Annotated in this window: 15 protein-coding genes and 1 pseudogene; 9 read left to right on the top strand and 7 right to left on the bottom strand. The window is 42.0% G+C overall.

The features are described from left to right. Positions 1 to 47 precede the first annotated feature (47 nt). Positions 48 to 944: an alpha/beta hydrolase gene (locus tag HWQ44_RS07720; protein ID WP_292717088.1), complete on the bottom strand. Its 897-nt coding sequence runs from the start codon at positions 942 to 944 to the stop codon at positions 48 to 50. Between the two features lie 518 nt (positions 945 to 1,462). On the opposite strand from HWQ44_RS07720, the gene HWQ44_RS07715 reads away from it, so the two are divergent. Next, positions 1,463 to 2,047, top strand: coding sequence for a hypothetical protein (locus HWQ44_RS07715; RefSeq protein ID WP_292717086.1), 585 nt, complete (start codon positions 1,463 to 1,465; stop codon positions 2,045 to 2,047). A gap of 204 nt (positions 2,048 to 2,251) precedes the next feature. Then, positions 2,252 to 3,025, top strand: coding sequence for an armadillo-type fold-containing protein (locus tag HWQ44_RS07710; RefSeq protein ID WP_292717084.1), 774 nt, complete (start codon positions 2,252 to 2,254; stop codon positions 3,023 to 3,025). A gap of 35 nt (positions 3,026 to 3,060) precedes the next feature. On the opposite strand, the gene ftsE is transcribed toward HWQ44_RS07710, so the two are convergent. Continuing rightward, positions 3,061 to 3,807, bottom strand: a complete 747-nt coding sequence (ftsE, locus tag HWQ44_RS07705) for a cell division ATP-binding protein FtsE (protein WP_292717082.1) — start codon at positions 3,805 to 3,807, stop codon at positions 3,061 to 3,063. A 175-nt stretch (positions 3,808 to 3,982) separates the two neighbouring features. Then, the gene (locus HWQ44_RS07700) at positions 3,983 to 4,738 is read right to left on the bottom strand and encodes a WecB/TagA/CpsF family glycosyltransferase (protein WP_292717080.1); all 756 of its coding nucleotides are present in this window, start codon (positions 4,736 to 4,738) and stop codon (positions 3,983 to 3,985) included. Between the two features lie 486 nt (positions 4,739 to 5,224). Here HWQ44_RS07700 and HWQ44_RS07695 point away from each other — a divergent pair, with 486 nt between their 5' ends. The 3 genes from HWQ44_RS07695 to HWQ44_RS07685 all read left to right on the top strand — a co-directional run bounded on the left by HWQ44_RS07695 (position 5,225) and on the right by HWQ44_RS07685 (position 8,210). Beyond that, complete coding sequence (locus tag HWQ44_RS07695) at positions 5,225 to 5,944, top strand: response regulator transcription factor (RefSeq protein ID WP_292717078.1); 720 nt, start codon at positions 5,225 to 5,227, stop codon at positions 5,942 to 5,944. Between the two features lie 163 nt (positions 5,945 to 6,107). Next, the gene (locus HWQ44_RS07690) at positions 6,108 to 7,781 is read left to right on the top strand and encodes a SpoIIE family protein phosphatase (RefSeq protein WP_292717076.1); all 1,674 of its coding nucleotides are present in this window, start codon (positions 6,108 to 6,110) and stop codon (positions 7,779 to 7,781) included. Positions 7,782 to 7,784: 3 nt separating this feature from the next. Further along, positions 7,785 to 8,210, top strand: a complete 426-nt coding sequence (locus HWQ44_RS07685; RefSeq protein WP_292717073.1) for an anti-sigma regulatory factor — start codon at positions 7,785 to 7,787, stop codon at positions 8,208 to 8,210. A 103-nt stretch (positions 8,211 to 8,313) separates the two neighbouring features. On the opposite strand, the gene HWQ44_RS07680 is transcribed toward HWQ44_RS07685, so the two are convergent. After that, positions 8,314 to 8,745 carry a ketosteroid isomerase family protein gene (locus HWQ44_RS07680; protein WP_292717070.1) on the bottom strand — a complete coding sequence of 144 codons (432 nt, stop codon included), beginning with the start codon at positions 8,743 to 8,745 and terminating at the stop codon, positions 8,314 to 8,316. 446 nt (positions 8,746 to 9,191) lie between these two features. Between HWQ44_RS07680 and queG the strand changes: the two are divergent. Then, positions 9,192 to 10,165: pseudogene (queG, locus tag HWQ44_RS07675) on the top strand (tRNA epoxyqueuosine(34) reductase QueG). Next, positions 10,140 to 10,775: an HAD-IA family hydrolase gene (locus tag HWQ44_RS07670; protein ID WP_292717193.1), complete on the top strand. Its 636-nt coding sequence runs from the start codon at positions 10,140 to 10,142 to the stop codon at positions 10,773 to 10,775. The pseudogene queG and the gene HWQ44_RS07670 overlap by 26 nt, the downstream one beginning before the upstream one ends. Before the next feature lie 151 nt (positions 10,776 to 10,926). Here HWQ44_RS07670 and HWQ44_RS07665 read toward each other — a convergent pair whose 3' ends face one another. Further along, positions 10,927 to 11,304 (bottom strand): hypothetical protein, encoded by a 378-nt coding sequence (locus tag HWQ44_RS07665; protein WP_292717067.1) that lies wholly within the window; start codon positions 11,302 to 11,304, stop codon positions 10,927 to 10,929. Between the two features lie 220 nt (positions 11,305 to 11,524). Between HWQ44_RS07665 and HWQ44_RS07660 the strand changes: the two genes are divergently transcribed. Beyond that, a complete protein-coding gene (locus HWQ44_RS07660) occupies positions 11,525 to 12,055 on the top strand; it encodes an orange carotenoid protein N-terminal domain-containing protein (protein ID WP_292717064.1) in 531 nt (176 codons plus the stop codon). A 150-nt stretch (positions 12,056 to 12,205) separates the two neighbouring features. Here the strand turns inward: HWQ44_RS07660 and HWQ44_RS07655 are convergent, their stop codons facing one another. Then, complete coding sequence (locus HWQ44_RS07655; protein ID WP_292717061.1) at positions 12,206 to 12,970, bottom strand: ABC transporter ATP-binding protein; 765 nt, start codon at positions 12,968 to 12,970, stop codon at positions 12,206 to 12,208. A gap of 158 nt (positions 12,971 to 13,128) precedes the next feature. On the opposite strand from HWQ44_RS07655, the gene HWQ44_RS33510 reads away from it, so the two are divergent. Then, positions 13,129 to 13,239 carry a DUF4351 domain-containing protein gene (locus HWQ44_RS33510; protein ID WP_334728609.1) on the top strand — a complete coding sequence of 37 codons (111 nt, stop codon included), beginning with the start codon at positions 13,129 to 13,131 and terminating at the stop codon, positions 13,237 to 13,239. An 18-nt stretch (positions 13,240 to 13,257) separates the two neighbouring features. Here the strand turns inward: HWQ44_RS33510 and HWQ44_RS07650 are convergent, their stop codons facing one another. Beyond that, positions 13,258 to 14,475, bottom strand: a complete 1,218-nt coding sequence (locus tag HWQ44_RS07650; RefSeq protein ID WP_292717058.1) for an ABC transporter permease — start codon at positions 14,473 to 14,475, stop codon at positions 13,258 to 13,260. Between the last annotated feature and the right edge of the window lie 11 nt (positions 14,476 to 14,486).

The following is a 14,486-nucleotide window of genomic DNA, read 5'->3' as shown; positions in this document are numbered from 1 at the left end:
TTGCTACATAATATCCTGGAACCACAACGTGGACAGCGTTTTTGATATTAATTAAGCAAGGGCAAAAATTTGCGAATTAACCCGATTGTCACTGCGGGCAATTCCAACTGTGGTGTTAACCCGGCATCTTCCAACTCTTGAAAAAATCGGATCGCTTGGGGATTAATTTCGGCAAGACGGCGACCAATTGAGGGGCCTGTAAATTCTGACTTTTGTCCCCAAATAATGGCAGTAGGAGTGGTCAACTGGTGAATGTAAAGAGATAAATCAAAGCATAAATCACCACGGACAAAGGACAGTGCTGCATACTCAGCATTAGGCTGTTGAGCGGATTGTAGATAAGCATCTACAATTTCCTGGTAGATTCGATTGGGTTGGGCAAATTGCCGTTGCTCTAGGAAGCCGCGAATGCCACCACTAGTAGCAATTCCAGTGCTATAAAGTAAACGATCAACAATGGGAACGCTAACTAACTGAGCAAAAAAACTACGGGAATAGTCTTCACCAAAGTCGGAAAGTCCGGCGGGGGTGGTAAGAATTAAAGACTTGAATAAATCAGGATGATCTGCTGCTACTCGAATTGTAAATGCTGCGGTCAAAGAAGAAGCGATCGCAGTTACTGGCCCGCTACAAGTTTGCTCGAAAAACTCCCGAATCGTTGTCAAATAATCCTCAATCTTATAACTCCGGGCTGGATGCTCAGACCTACCCCAACCGATCAAATCTGGTGCAATTACCCGATATTCAGCGGCAAAAGCTGGATAAACTTTCGACCACTCATAAGCAGAAGATCCACCACCAAAGCCGTGTAGGAACACCAAAGTTTCCCGATCATCTTTGGCAGTTACGTTGTCCTGCCAAGGTGACCCAGCGGCAATATAATATACCATTCTACCTAGTGAGGTATTTATGGAATGTTGTTCAAATCCTAATGGTTGAAACATAAGTATTGTTGACTGTAGTGATTCGTTGACACAAGTGAAAGAAGAAACCTAGTACGCAGAGACACCATGACACGGAGAGAGTATTTAATAATTTATCCGCGTCCTTGCGTCTTCTGTAGTTACGCTGGATTTACGTGTTTAGTTCAAACTCCCCACTCATTGTTATTATCAGCGAACCAATCACTTTAAGACTTCTTGCTACCGTCAGATTAAGTAGATGTAAAACTATTAGATTACTTGTAAAGATTTGGTGATTTTTTTTCACCATCAAAAGTAACTTAACGTTGTAATTACTGTTTTATAAGGCTTTCTCATGGTAGTGAGTATCACTCAACCGTGAATCTAGCATAAGTTTATATGGTAATCTATCAAAAAAAGCATAAATAATTTTGAGTGGCAAAAATAGTTAAAACGCTTATTCTAATTAAGCTATTAATTCTACTTCTATATGTAGAGGAAATAGCATTTTATGTATAACTAATCTAATTATTGTCTAAGTAATAGTAAGGCGGGATGTCATGGGAAAGCAGGCTACTCTTCAATCAAATAAATTACCAACGATTGAAGACGCTAAATTTGCGCTTGACAAGTTTAATATACAAAGTGAAATTAAAGCTTCAGCTTGGCAGGGTCAGGTCGAATCAGCTATTGACCCTGCCGGAGTGACTGTACCTACTTGTATTTGTTTAGACTTAGAAGACTTAAAGTATTTTGAAGCAGTAGAGCGCCAGTATGAACGCTGGGGAGTCATTTTTCACAATTCTCTAGCAATACAGCCATCAAATCCAGCATTTCCAACCTATTCAGGGCTAACAGTCTTAATGGGAGCGCCCAAAAGCGGATTTTTAGAAGCTACTTTCTTGCGTCCCGTTAACTCGGTTAGCGCCTTTGTCACTAGTTCGCAACGGCTAGTGCTTTCCGCCTACGATCGCGATCGCCAACTGCTCGCTCAAACTGCACTACCAGGCTCTAATCTTGCCAATTCAGACTCGACAATTTCCCCCAATACTTTATTATCTATAACTGGGAATAACATCTACAGCATTACTTTTTGTGCTTTTGATGGTCAATTCACCCTTGATCGCTTTCGTTTTTGTTTTTAAGCTAATTCCTAAAATTCAAACTTTAAAAAGTCTTTATGCCCTTGCTCTAAGCCATTGAAAATGGTATCTTAATTTCCGCCGTGCTGTAATAGTCTACTATCCGTCCATGAAAACCGGGCATCTTGTAGTTTGGGGCTTCACCCTTTCTTCATCCCTAGTAAAACTTATACAATAGGTAATTTCATCATCAAGTAGGTAAACACTGTGGCACAGGCTTCATCTTCTTGGCAGCAATTGATCAACCAGATTCCCAACTGGAACTGGTCGCTGACAAAATCCAAGACAAAAGGAGCTACAAAGCAGCAAACATTTAAGCGCTTCTCTGGGCCTGGGGGCTTTCTTGGGTTCCTGACAATCGTCGTTGCCATGTTGTTGTGGAACTGGAAACTGCTATTGGCTCTCTTGATCGGCGTTGGAGTAATGGTATTGGTTTACTCAATGCAGGAGTGGGACTGGCAATTGCGCTGGTCTAAAATACGTAAGTTCTTAAACAGTTCAAATCGTCGGTTAGTTTTAGCAGTCGTCAGTGGTGGTCTTGCTACTGTCAGCACTTACATGGCAGCCGCAATATGGGTTGACTCTCACAGTTCCTGGATTGCCGCTGGTGCTATTGTGCAAGGTGTGGGAACACTGTTAACTTTAATTTTATTGGTATGGCAAATTGTCAACTTTTATGAAAATCGAGAAGAAGACTACCTCGATCAGCTGTTGGTCAATTTAACAGAAAAAGATCCATTGAAGCGGTTAATTGCCCTACGTCAACTAACTAAATTGATCAGCCGTAAGCGAGTTGATTCTTCAGTGGAGCAAGATATTGTCGAATGCTTGCAACTCCTACTCAGTCGAGAGGAAGAAGTTGTAGTTCGAGAGGCAGCTTTTAAGAGTTTACAAGCCTGCGATCGCCTACAAGTTTTACCCCCCAAAACAGCAGCAACTTTTGTACCTGTATCAGCAAAAGTCAAACACCATGTTTATTAGTCCTTTGTCCTCTGACCTTTGCAAATGACTAATGACTATTTTTGAGACAGCCGTCCATTGCGAACTTGCACTACTGGATGATTGCATCGCCGCACCAATTGTTCATCGTGGGTGGTAACAATTACTGTAGCTCCAAAGGAATTTAACTTCTGGAGAATCTGGATAACTTGCCAGGAATTATCTGGATCGAGATTTCCAGTCGGCTCATCTGCCAATAGCAGGGGTGGTGTCCCAACGATCGCACGGGCAATACTCACCCGCTGTTGCTCTCCTCCAGACAGTTGATCTGGAAAACAGTCAGCTTTATTCAGCAAACCTACCAGCTTCAAGGTTGGTTCTAGGCGTCGTTGAATTTCTTTACGGGTATACCCTTGAGCTTGCAGCACAAAAGTCACATTTTCCGCTACTGTTCGTTGGGTAATCAGTTTGTAGTCTTGAAACACAATGCCAATCCGTCGCCGCAATAATGACAAGCGATCGCCCCGCAAATCCGCTACATTACATTCATCAACAATTACTTCTCCCTGTGTAGGCAACTCCTGGCCATACAGCAGTTTCAAGAGCGTTGATTTACCAGAACCACTTGGCCCCGTGATAAACAGAAATTCTCCCTTTTTTACCTCAAGGTTCGCATTCAACAAGGCGTGAGTGCCGTTAGTATAGGTCTTGCTTACAGATTGCAATTGCACCTTTGCAGTAGTATGGCCTCCGTGCTGTTGAGTTTTACAGTCCTCTCTATGAAGGGATTTGTCTTTCTTAGCTTGAGTTGTTAATACTGGCATTGTTAAATTTTCCTCATACCCAAAACCAAACAGTTTGCCTGCTTAGATGTGACATTCCTCTCAAAAATAAGGATTCCCAGGTTTCGCCTGGGAATTTAAAATTCAACAAAGAAAATTTAAAATTTTTTGAAGACCTTAATACTAACTAAGTAATAACACTCAGAATTCAGCACTCTTAACTAATTGCCCCCCTTGCTGTCACACGATAAACAAACGCTTTCACCGCAAACGCTGGCAAAGCCAACATCCGTCGCCAGCGCCAAGGTTCTTGATAAAGGCGATACAACCATTCCAAATTATTATTTCCTAACCAGGCGGGAGCACGAGTTTTAGTTCCCGACCAAATATCAAAACTGCCACCAACGCCAATCCAAATTGATTGAGGACACAAATGGCGGTTTTCGGCAATCCATAACTCTTGACGTGGCACTCCCAAACCGACAAAAATCACTTGTGGCTGCAATTGAGCAAGAGTTTGTCGCAATTGCGCTTCTTCTTCTGGGGAATGATAGCCTGAATGAGTGCCTACTATACTCAAATCTGGAATTTGCTGCTGCCAAAAATCTGCCGCATTTGCAGCTACTCCAGGCGCTCCTCCATAGAAAAATACCTTTGCCCCTGTCTTCTGTTGCCCAAGTTCTTGCAAAAGTTTTTCTGCTAATTCAATCCCTGGATAACGCTGCACTTTTTGCCATAATAGCCACCGCAAATACAGAACAACCCCGGCTCCATCTGGAATCACAAGTTCAGCATTTTTAATGACCTGAGCTAATAATTGATTTCGCTCTGCCTGCATAGTCATTTCTGCATTGAGCGTTACTACATGAGTTCCTTTGCCTGCGTGCAGGCATTCTAACAACCAGCCTGGATAGTTAGTCATCACATGAACTGGTATTCCCAACACTGAAAATGCTTGATTGTCGTTAGACATAGCCTATTCTTAAGTAACCCTCACACCAGATTTCGCTTGAATGTTAAGTTTATCAAATTTTTTTATATTAGAACTTAGACAGTATCTTACTTTCCACGTCATGTGGAAAAACCAACGAAAAACCTAACCTCCGAGCAAGCTTTCCTAGTAGGGAAGAGGAAAAAATCAAAGCCTCTCTCCTTGTAGGGGAGATGAATGGAAGTGAGGTTTTACAGATGCTGTGAAAAGTAAGAGGCAGGAGAGATACTCCATTGCCCAGCAAGAATAGAAAGCATAATTAAACTAATTAGTCTTGGGCGCTTGTACTTGGACTGAACCAGTCCAACTTTTATTGTTAAAGTGTAATATTCACTCAGTATAAAACGCTCAACTTGCAACTCTGGTTCCGGGAACAGAAGCCCCCACTATACTGCTTACAGTTAGTGTGGGAGTATGTCACGAAACTCGACTTTATGGTTAAGGTAGTGTAACGGGCTGAAGTTGGCTATGAGTAAAATTCGTATCGCTCTGATTGAAGATCATGACCTAACTCGTGTAGGTATTCGGACAGCACTACAGCAAAAGGATGAAATTGAAGTTGTAGGTGAAGCTGCCAATGCTGTCGAGGGGCTAAAAATGTTAAAAATGCTACAACCAGATATTGCCATTGTAGATATTGGTTTACCAGATAAAGATGGCATTGAGTTAACACGGGAGGTAAAATCTACTACTAACGGGCAACAGCTACTTACAAAGGTGTTAATTTTGACGCTGCGGGATAACAAAGAAGCGGTGTTGGCAGCTTTTGCTGCTGGCGCAGACTCTTACTGCATGAAAGATATCAAATTTGATAATTTGCTGGAAGCAGTGCGAGTAACTTACAATGGCAACGCCTGGATCGATCCAGCGATCGCTCGGATTGTATTACAACAAGCACAACAAAATCCCCAAAAGTTGGAATCAGCTTTTGTCGATTCCAAGACTATTGCCTCTAACCCTGATTCTTTTGAGAATCTCGAAGGAATTCAACCTTACACCCTGACAGAAAGGGAATTGGAAGTGTTACAGTTGATTGTCGAAGGTTGTAGTAATGCATTAATTGCAGAAAGACTTTACATCACTGTTGGGACTGTTAAAACTCACGTTCGCAATATTTTGAATAAGCTATGTGCCGATGACCGTACCCAAGCAGCAGTCCGCGCCTTGCGTTCTGGGTTAGTTGGATAAAGTCAATTTTAGTCTGGACAATTGAGGATGATCGAGGGAAACTCAGAACTTTGAGAAAGTGATATTTTCAAAGTGAATGAATTCTCTGATTTTCTGTTATTTATCAGGTGAGATAAACATTATGCTATCTCGCCATTCAAATATGTGAAAACAAAAGTCAAATATGGCTGAGATCGGGGTGGAAAAACTTAAGCTCATGGTGGTAGATGATGAGCCAGATAACTTAGATTTACTCTACCGCACTTTTAGACGAGATTTTCAAGTATATAAAGCCAATGATGCTTTTAATGCTCTGGAAATATTGGATCAATTTGGCGAAATGGCAGTGATTATTTCTGACCAAAGAATGCCAGAAATGAATGGCACCGAATTTTTTAGTCGCACTGTAGAGCGCTTTCCAGACACGATTCGGATTTTATTAACTGGTTTTACTGATGTCGAAGATTTGGTGGATGCGATTAACTCTGGTCAGGTATTCAAGTACATTACCAAACCCTGGAATCCGGATCGGCTGAGAGCGTTAGTTGAGCAAGCCACTGATACATATCGCCTAGTTAAGAAGCGCACCCAAGAGTTGCGTCGGGCCCTACGGCGAGAATCTTTGTTTAATGCGGTAACAACAGCAATTCGGGAGTCTTTAGACTACGACAGTATGCTGCAAAAAATTGTAGCAACTATTGGACAAACATTTGAAGCTACCAGTTGCTTGCTTAAACCAGTAGAGGGCGATCGCCTCACACAAGACCAGTTTTTTTACCACAATCCTGAATCCCCTGTATCCGATTGCTTCTTCGACCCCAGTGTTTTAATTGAAAAGGTGCTGGAAACCTGTCATTATCAACTTGCTCAAGATGTATATAACGGTAATCCTTGTCACCACCTGGTTGTCCCACTTAGCTACCAGCAGCATCTGTTGGCTGTGCTGGCTCTCCACCAATGGGGAAGCGATCGCCCCTGGCAAGACGAAGACATCCAACTGATTGCAGGTGTTGCCGAACAAGCAGCTTTAGCCCTCTCCCAAGCAAAACTCTACCAGCGCCTCCAAGAAAAGCAACAGCAAATTCACACTGAGTTGGAGGTGGCTCGCCAAATTCAATACAACTTGCTACGCCAAAGTTTACCTGACATTAAAGGTGTGAAGGTGCAAGCTTGCTGTTACCCAGCGCGGGAAGTAGGAGGAGATTTTTTTGAAGTTTTTGTCCATCCCAAAGGTGACTTATGGTTGGCAGTGGGTGATGTTTCTGGTAAGGGTGTCCCAGCGGCTTTATTCATGGCTAGTATTATTTCAGTCTTGCGCCGAGAATTATCTCAAGAAGCGCCAGCCGAGCCGAATGTGGTCATGCAGAACCTCAACCACGCTCTCAGTGAAGATTTAATTAGCAACAATTATTTCATCACCCTTGTGTTAGCTTGTTATACCCCTAGCACTAAGGAACTCGTCTACACTAATGCCGGTCATATCTATCCACTATTATGGTCAAACTGCTCGGCTTTAGCCGACAATCCCAATTACCTCAAAGTCCGCAGTGTTCCTCTGGGAATCTTGCCTAAGTGGCAGGCACAATCTGGTCGCTTGGTTCTCGCTGCTGGAGACACATTGTTACTAGCTAGCGATGGAATTACGGAAGCAATGATATCAAATGATTCTGACTCAGCCGGAAAAACAGTGACTGGGGTTGAGCCGATAAACCGTTCTATGCTGAATCAAGATGGTCTTTGGCAACTCTTACAACAGGAGCAGAAACCACTTTCTCTTAACCATTTACTAGCTCGCATCCAGGCAGATAATCACGTTCAAGAAGACGATCAAACTATACTTTCACTGGAGATTTTGTAAGTCATGAAAAGTGAGCTTCATGTACCAAGTGACTTGAATTTTCTTAATATTGTTGAAAACTGGTTGCTGGGATGTTTGAAAATCCAGTTAGGGGAATCTGTGGATTGGTCGCGGCAATCAAGTCGTTTGAGACTGGCTTTAGTGGAGGCCTACTCAAATGCAGTCCGTCATGCCCACAAGGACAAACCAAATTTACCGATTTTACTGCGTTTGGAAGTGAAAGACCGGGATTTTGCCCTAGAAATTTGGGACTACGGCGAAGGTTTTGATATGTCTAACTACTACGCTCCCAACCCTATGGAAAAACAAGAAGGTGGTTATGGTTGGCTGATTATGAATCGTCTCATGGATAAAGTAGATTACCAGTTGCAGATTAATGGTGCTAACTGTCTCAAGTTAGAAGCTACTTTACCTGAGTTAGTCCAATAGACAAAAGTTACTATTTTTCAAGTCATGTGATTTATAGGGATTTTGATGGCTTGATTTTGTTTTGGGTACGAGCAAACGTTGCCTAAGCCATTATACTTATTTGCTACTTTTCACGACGTAAAGAAAGTAACTCTTGGGGAGAAGCTAAAAGTTTAATTCTAGTATAGAAAATTTGCCGTTGTTGGTTGAGGATAAATAACCACAAGACATTCACACTACACCACGAAGTTTGTGCTTTGCCTGTTACCTGGACTTGGATTTTACCATTTTCTAAAGTCTCGGCTATTCCTGTCTTGGGGTAAGCCTTAATGTTTTGGCCTTCTTGTTTTAAGTAGGCTGCGATCGCATCTGTCCCCACAATATCAGATTCAAATGGTGGACGCATCACACCATCTACCGCAAATAAGGCAGCAGTTGCCTCAAATTCTCCTGCATTTAAGGTTTCAAAATAACGCAGTACACTTGGTTCTATAATTCCCTCAATCTGGAATTCTTCTTGAAACTGCGCTGGGGATATAAATTCAGCAGAGGTCATAAAATTACCTGCATTATGCTATATAAATATTAATTTCAATACAAAAATAGGTAAAAAAAAAGCTGCTGTTGAGATAGATTGCTACATATTGCTAAATCTTCCCTACGATGGAAGTTTTACAGAACAAACAGGTTTTTATATCTAGCTTGGAGACTGAGGTTGTATACTTCACTAAATTTCAATCCGCTGTAATTGAGACAAGCCGGAATTAGCATCTTCTAAAGAATTAGTTTCCAGCTATAAATCAATATGCCTGGGTTAAGACTTGATTTTTCCTACCTCTCCTTTAAAAGGAGGAAATTAAGCTCACTCCAGGATCAAGGAGGCAGTGCATTAAACTATAAATAAAACTTATATGTATGATAAAGGACAAATGTTAATCAAAGGTATTGACTATGTAATGTATAATATAAACGCCTTTAGTTAGGCAAAATCCAAATAAAAAAATGAACCAGTATTCCGTAACAAGCAGTAGTGTAGTGAAAGGAAAAGCCAGCGAGTTGGGCTTTCACAAAGTTGGAATTGCTGCTGTAGATAGAGTAGATGCCACAGAAGCGCAGAGGTTGCAAGCATGGATTGAACTGGGTTATCAGGCCGATATGGAATGGATGGCTAACCCAAAGCGTCAAGATATTCGCTTAGTGATGCCAGAAGCGCGATCGCTAGTATGTGTGGCGCTGAACTACTACACACCGCACCAACGTCCTGAAGGTGAAGAATACGCCAAAATTTCCCGTTATGGCTGGGGAAGGGATTATCACAAGGTAATGCATAAAAAACTCAAGCAGTTAGCTATATGGCTAAAATCACTTGATGCAGGTGTACTAGCTCGTTATTATGCAGATACTGGCCCGGTGCAAGATAAAGTGTTGGCTCAACTTGCCGGAATTGGTTGGATTGCCAAGAATGGTAATGTGATTACACGGGAATATGGCTCTTGGGTATTTTTAGGAGAAGTGTTGACCAATTTGGAATTAGAGAGCGATCGCCCGCATACAGAACACTGCGGTAGCTGTACTCGTTGTCTTCAGGCTTGTCCTACAGGTGCAATTACTCAGCCGTTTGTCGTGGATGCTAATCGCTGCATTGCTTATCATACGATTGAAAATCGGGCAGAGGAATTGCCAGAGACAGTCACACCTCATTTGCAAGGCTGGGTCGCTGGTTGCGATATTTGTCAAGATGTTTGTCCTTGGAATCAACGTTTTGCCAGCACAACTGATATTGCAGAGTTTCAGCCTTATCCTGGGAATATTGCTCCCCACCTGCTAGAATTAGCCCAAATCTCAGATCAGGATTGGGATAAACGATTTCCAGTATCTGCCTTGCGGCGGATTAAGCCAGAAATGTTACGACGCAACGCCCTAGCTAATCTTGACGCATCCAGGCAAAGAATGACCCCAAAAGTAATTATTTTTGATTTTGATGGCACAATTGCTGATACAGTAGATGCCCTTGTAAGTATTGCTAATCGTCTAGCTGTAGACTTTGGTTATAGACACATAAGCCCAGAGCAATTAGCCCTCCTCAAGAACTTAACATCTAGGGAAATAATTAAATACTCAGGAGTTTCTCTATTTAAAATACCTTTTTTAGTTAAAAAAGTTAAAGGGGAATTAAAAAACAAAATTCCAGAATTAAAGCCAATTCCGGGAATTAAAGAAGCATTAACAGAACTGCAAAATCAAGGATATAAACTGGGTATTATCACTTCTAATTCTAAAGAAAACGTTACGCAATTCCTCACAATCAATGATTTAAATCACCTATTTGATTTTATCTACTCAGGAATTACAATTTTTGGTAAAACAACTATTATAAATAATGTCTTGAGGCAAAAACAACTCAAACCTCAAGAAGTTATTTATGTTGGAGATGAAACCAGAGATATTGAAGCATCAAAGAAAGCAAATATCCAAGTAATTGCAGTGACTTGGGGCTTTAACTCACCGGAAGTACTAGCAAAGCAAAATCCAGATTATTTGATTCAGCAACCTAGCGAACTCCTAGAAGTTATGAATGCTCATTAATTAACCAATAGTCAAAAGTCGATAGTGAAAATCTTAACTATTGACGATTTATCAAAACAGTAGAGTGGGCAATGTCTACTAATGCGGAGAACTTCAATTTTCATATTTGTGACATTGCCCATCTTACAAAATAGCAAGATGTCAGGAAAAATTAGTTTTTCCGTTCACCCTTTTCTAAAGCTTTTTGTACTAAATCATCACTGACATTATTTGCACCCCCAGTCTGAGAATTTCCAACTTCTTTTGCTGACTCTAGAAAATCATCAGGATTGCCAGTTGACTGTGTTTGAGTTTTTGTCTCTTGTGGCTGAGAGGTTTTCTGTTGAGGTGCAGTCGCGGCTTCGGCTGCTGCTGCACCTTTACCTGTGCGGTCAACTTCACTAACGCTGAATTGTTGTGCCGCTGCATAATCAGCATCAAAATCGACCGTTGGCGCTTTTTCTTCACCACTAGCTATGCTTTCAGCAGCTAATTGTGCATCCTGGGTGGAAGCTTGATTTAAATTGGGCTTCACTTCTTCATCAGGCATAATTAAGTCCTTAGGTAAATTTTTTATTCATTCTTGGTGAAATTATAGCGAAATAATGTGCTGCTTTCTTGCCTCTTGGGGGAGACTTTTACCTCTATTAAAAGGCAGATTAAAACTGCAATTTTTAATTAATTTAACTCATTCTATGGGTAGTAGAATCTGATTCTCAAACTCTGGTAACACTTAGTTTGGCCTGTTAAATTTTCTTGGAAACAAATTTATGACTGCAAGTTACGATAAAACTATTTCTCAAGCCCAGAGCAATGAAACCCAAAAATTGGTGGATGGGTTTAACGCCTTAGACACTGATGCTAAACTAGCTTGGTTCTATTTAGTTTATAAAAAAATGGGTGACTCTGTGACTCCAGCCGCTCCTGCTGCGGCGGAACCAGAATTAGCACCAATTTTGCTAGGAGACTATTTTGAATTGTCAGATGACGAGCAACTAGCGATTATGCGGGATATAGTCAACCGCAAGGATACAGAGTATTCCCGTGCTTATGGGGCGATAAAAGAAAACAATCAACTTTTAGTTTGGTATGCTTGGGCGGTAGCTATGGGAGATACGGTGGTTGATTTGCCAAGCACCTACCAGCCAAGTAAAGAAATTAATGATTTGCTTTCGCAAATTGAAGGATTAGAATTTGAAGAGCAAATTTCGGTATTCCGAACAATATCTGGTGAATTAGGTTACACCGATGTTAAGCCGATCGCAACACAAGCAGAAACTGGCAAAACATCAAGTCTGTAATCATCTCAAAACCGCATTTATCAGTCCCAAGGACTAGAACTCGCAGCTACCCAAACTCTGGTTTGCCTACTCCTTCCCTACAGGAGGCTATACGTAGCAAGATCCCCGAAGGAGTACGGAGAAGCCGCAGCGTAGGCGAACTTTAATAAGTTATGACATGGCCAACTGACTCAAGTCGGCTGGGGTGAGGTTAGAGTGTACTACTTGACCATCACGGAACCAAACGATGCGCTGAGTTTGACGAGCAACTTCTGGTTCATGGGTTACCATGACAACGGTGATTCCACTGGCATTGAGTTCGCCAAAGATATCTAAAACTTCTTGGGTTGTGCGCGAATCAAGTGCGCCTGTGGGTTCATCGGCTAGGAGTACTACCGGACGATTGACGATCGCTCGGGCGATCGCAACTCTTTGTTGTTGTCCACCTGAGAGTTGAGTTGGTTTGTTGTTGAGGCGATTTGCTAAACCTACTCGCGTCAATGCTTCTGTTGCGCGATCGCTTCTTTCTTTTGGATTCACGCTAGCATACACCATTGGTAGCATCACATTTTCTAATGCTGTGAGTTGGGGTAATAAATGGAATTGTTGGAAGACAAACCCCAGCTTTTTATTGCGAATGTGTGCTAATGAGCGATCGTCCATCTGCGCCACATCAATATTATCTAAGTAATAATGTCCGCCTGTCGGGCGATCTAGACAGCCAATAATATTCATGGCTGTGGATTTGCCTGAACCAGAAGGCCCCATAATTGAACAATATTCGCCCTCGTGGATAGTCAAATTCACATCGTTGAGGGCTTTGACTTCGGTTTCGCCACTGCCATATATTTTAAAGATATTCTCCAAACGAATAATTGTTGATTTGGGGATGGGATTGGGAACTAGAGAATCGGTAATTGAAATAGTATTTGCCATAAGGATTTAGTTATTAGTTAATAGAGACGCAATTATAGCGATGTCTTACACCAAGCCGCTCTGCGTCTAGACTCGTTTGTATGTAATACATTTTGGCCTCTCCCCAACGCTAGTAGGGAAGGTCTTGGTCTGTATTCGACTCAACTGCAAACTGCTATATAACTCAACTAAAAGAGTTAGCGGAGGGGCTGTTAGATTTCTCCAGTCCAAATGATTTAGTGAATTACTTAAGAAATATCTCTTTACCTCAATCCAATCAGGAAGATTAAGTTTCGCCATCTCCATCACTAAGCACTTCTCAAAGCCACAATCGGGTCGAGTTTAGCAGCGCGACGTGCAGGAACAACGCCAAAAAATAAACCAATACCACCAGATACACCAACTGCCATAGTAATCGCTACAGGAGAAAGACTCGCTTCTAAAGGAGTCAAGGCTCCCACTAACAGGATGCCACTAACACCAACGGCAGTCCCAACTAAACCGCCAGCTGCGGAAACTATTACTGCCTCAATGATGAACTGTAGCAAAATATCTTGTTCAGTTGCCCCGATCGCTTTTCGCAATCCGATTTCTTGAGTGCGTTCGGTGACGGAGACTAACATAATATTCATAATGCCAATGCCACCGACAAACAAGGATATGCCAGCGATCGCAGCTAGCATAATTGTTAATGCACCTGTAATTTGACCGACAGTTTGCAAAGCATCTTTCTGGGTACGAAGGGTAAAGTCATCTTCACCATTAATTTTGTGTCGTAGACGCAGCAAATTAGTAATTTGAAACTCTGCTGCATCCACGCTATCGGAATCACGAGCCGCAGCAACGAGGTAATCTAAGGCGATACCATAAGGAGAATTCTTGCCCACAAGTCGGTTTGCTGATGTGGTGATTGGTATTAAGGCAGCATCATCATAATCTGCTCCCACGCTGGAACCTTTAGTTGTTAACGTCCCAATCACTTGAAAGCTGGTATTTCCGATTCGCAATTGCTGACCTACAGCGTTACTACTACCGAATAGTTTTTCTGCCAAGTCTCCACCCAGCACAACGACTTGGTTACTGCGCTTAATATCTATCTCAGAGAAAAACCTGCCTTTAGCAGTTTCAAAATCCCGCACTGATAGGAAAGAGGGAGTTGTACCAATGATGTTGACATCGGTGTTTCTGTTGCGGTAGGTAATTACCTGTCTTGTGTTTAACTCTGGTGCAACTCCTACTACAGTTGGTACTTGAGAAGCGATCGCATCCGCATCTTGCAACACCAGAGTTTTTGGCACTTCAAAGGAGATCCGCTGAGTTTCTCGATTACCTGGAATCACAAATAGCACATTTGGCCCTAATGACTCCAACTGTTTATTCACATACTTTTGCCCACCTTCGCCAATACCAATCATGGCAATCACCGAAGCGTTGCCAATAACTATACCCAACATAGTGAGGGCGCTACGCAGTTTATTTGACAGCAGGGTTTTCCCCGCCATTGTCATGCTTTCGAGAAAATTCATATCTTAATATA

It is taken from the genome of Nostoc sp. JL34 (genome assembly GCF_017114945.1).
GTDB lineage: Bacteria > Cyanobacteriota > Cyanobacteriia > Cyanobacteriales > Nostocaceae > Nostoc.
The sequence above is the reverse complement of the archived record's forward strand: the minus strand, read 5'-3'. Positions and strand labels throughout refer to the sequence as shown.

Excerpts from the sequence above, each read along its gene's own strand:
- HWQ44_RS07655 (WP_292717061.1), bottom strand. The coding sequence starts at position 12,970 with ATGGCAAATACTATTTCAATTACCGATTCTCTAGTTCCCAATCCCATC.
- HWQ44_RS07700 (WP_292717080.1), bottom strand. The coding sequence starts at position 4,738 with ATGTCTAACGACAATCAAGCATTTTCAGTGTTGGGAATACCAGTTCAT.
- HWQ44_RS07685 (WP_292717073.1), top strand. The coding sequence starts at position 7,785 with ATGAAAAGTGAGCTTCATGTACCAAGTGACTTGAATTTTCTTAATATT.
- HWQ44_RS07650 (WP_292717058.1), bottom strand. The coding sequence starts at position 14,475 with ATGAATTTTCTCGAAAGCATGACAATGGCGGGGAAAACCCTGCTGTCA.
- HWQ44_RS07680 (WP_292717070.1), bottom strand. The coding sequence starts at position 8,745 with ATGACCTCTGCTGAATTTATATCCCCAGCGCAGTTTCAAGAAGAATTC.
- HWQ44_RS07695 (WP_292717078.1), top strand. The coding sequence starts at position 5,225 with ATGAGTAAAATTCGTATCGCTCTGATTGAAGATCATGACCTAACTCGT.
- HWQ44_RS07720 (WP_292717088.1), bottom strand. The coding sequence starts at position 944 with ATGTTTCAACCATTAGGATTTGAACAACATTCCATAAATACCTCACTA.
- HWQ44_RS07665 (WP_292717067.1), bottom strand. The coding sequence starts at position 11,304 with ATGCCTGATGAAGAAGTGAAGCCCAATTTAAATCAAGCTTCCACCCAG.
- HWQ44_RS07690 (WP_292717076.1), top strand. The coding sequence starts at position 6,108 with ATGGCTGAGATCGGGGTGGAAAAACTTAAGCTCATGGTGGTAGATGAT.
- HWQ44_RS07670 (WP_292717193.1), top strand. The coding sequence starts at position 10,140 with ATGACCCCAAAAGTAATTATTTTTGATTTTGATGGCACAATTGCTGAT.
- HWQ44_RS07660 (WP_292717064.1), top strand. The coding sequence starts at position 11,525 with ATGACTGCAAGTTACGATAAAACTATTTCTCAAGCCCAGAGCAATGAA.
- ftsE (WP_292717082.1), bottom strand. The coding sequence starts at position 3,807 with ATGCCAGTATTAACAACTCAAGCTAAGAAAGACAAATCCCTTCATAGA.
- HWQ44_RS07715 (WP_292717086.1), top strand. The coding sequence starts at position 1,463 with ATGGGAAAGCAGGCTACTCTTCAATCAAATAAATTACCAACGATTGAA.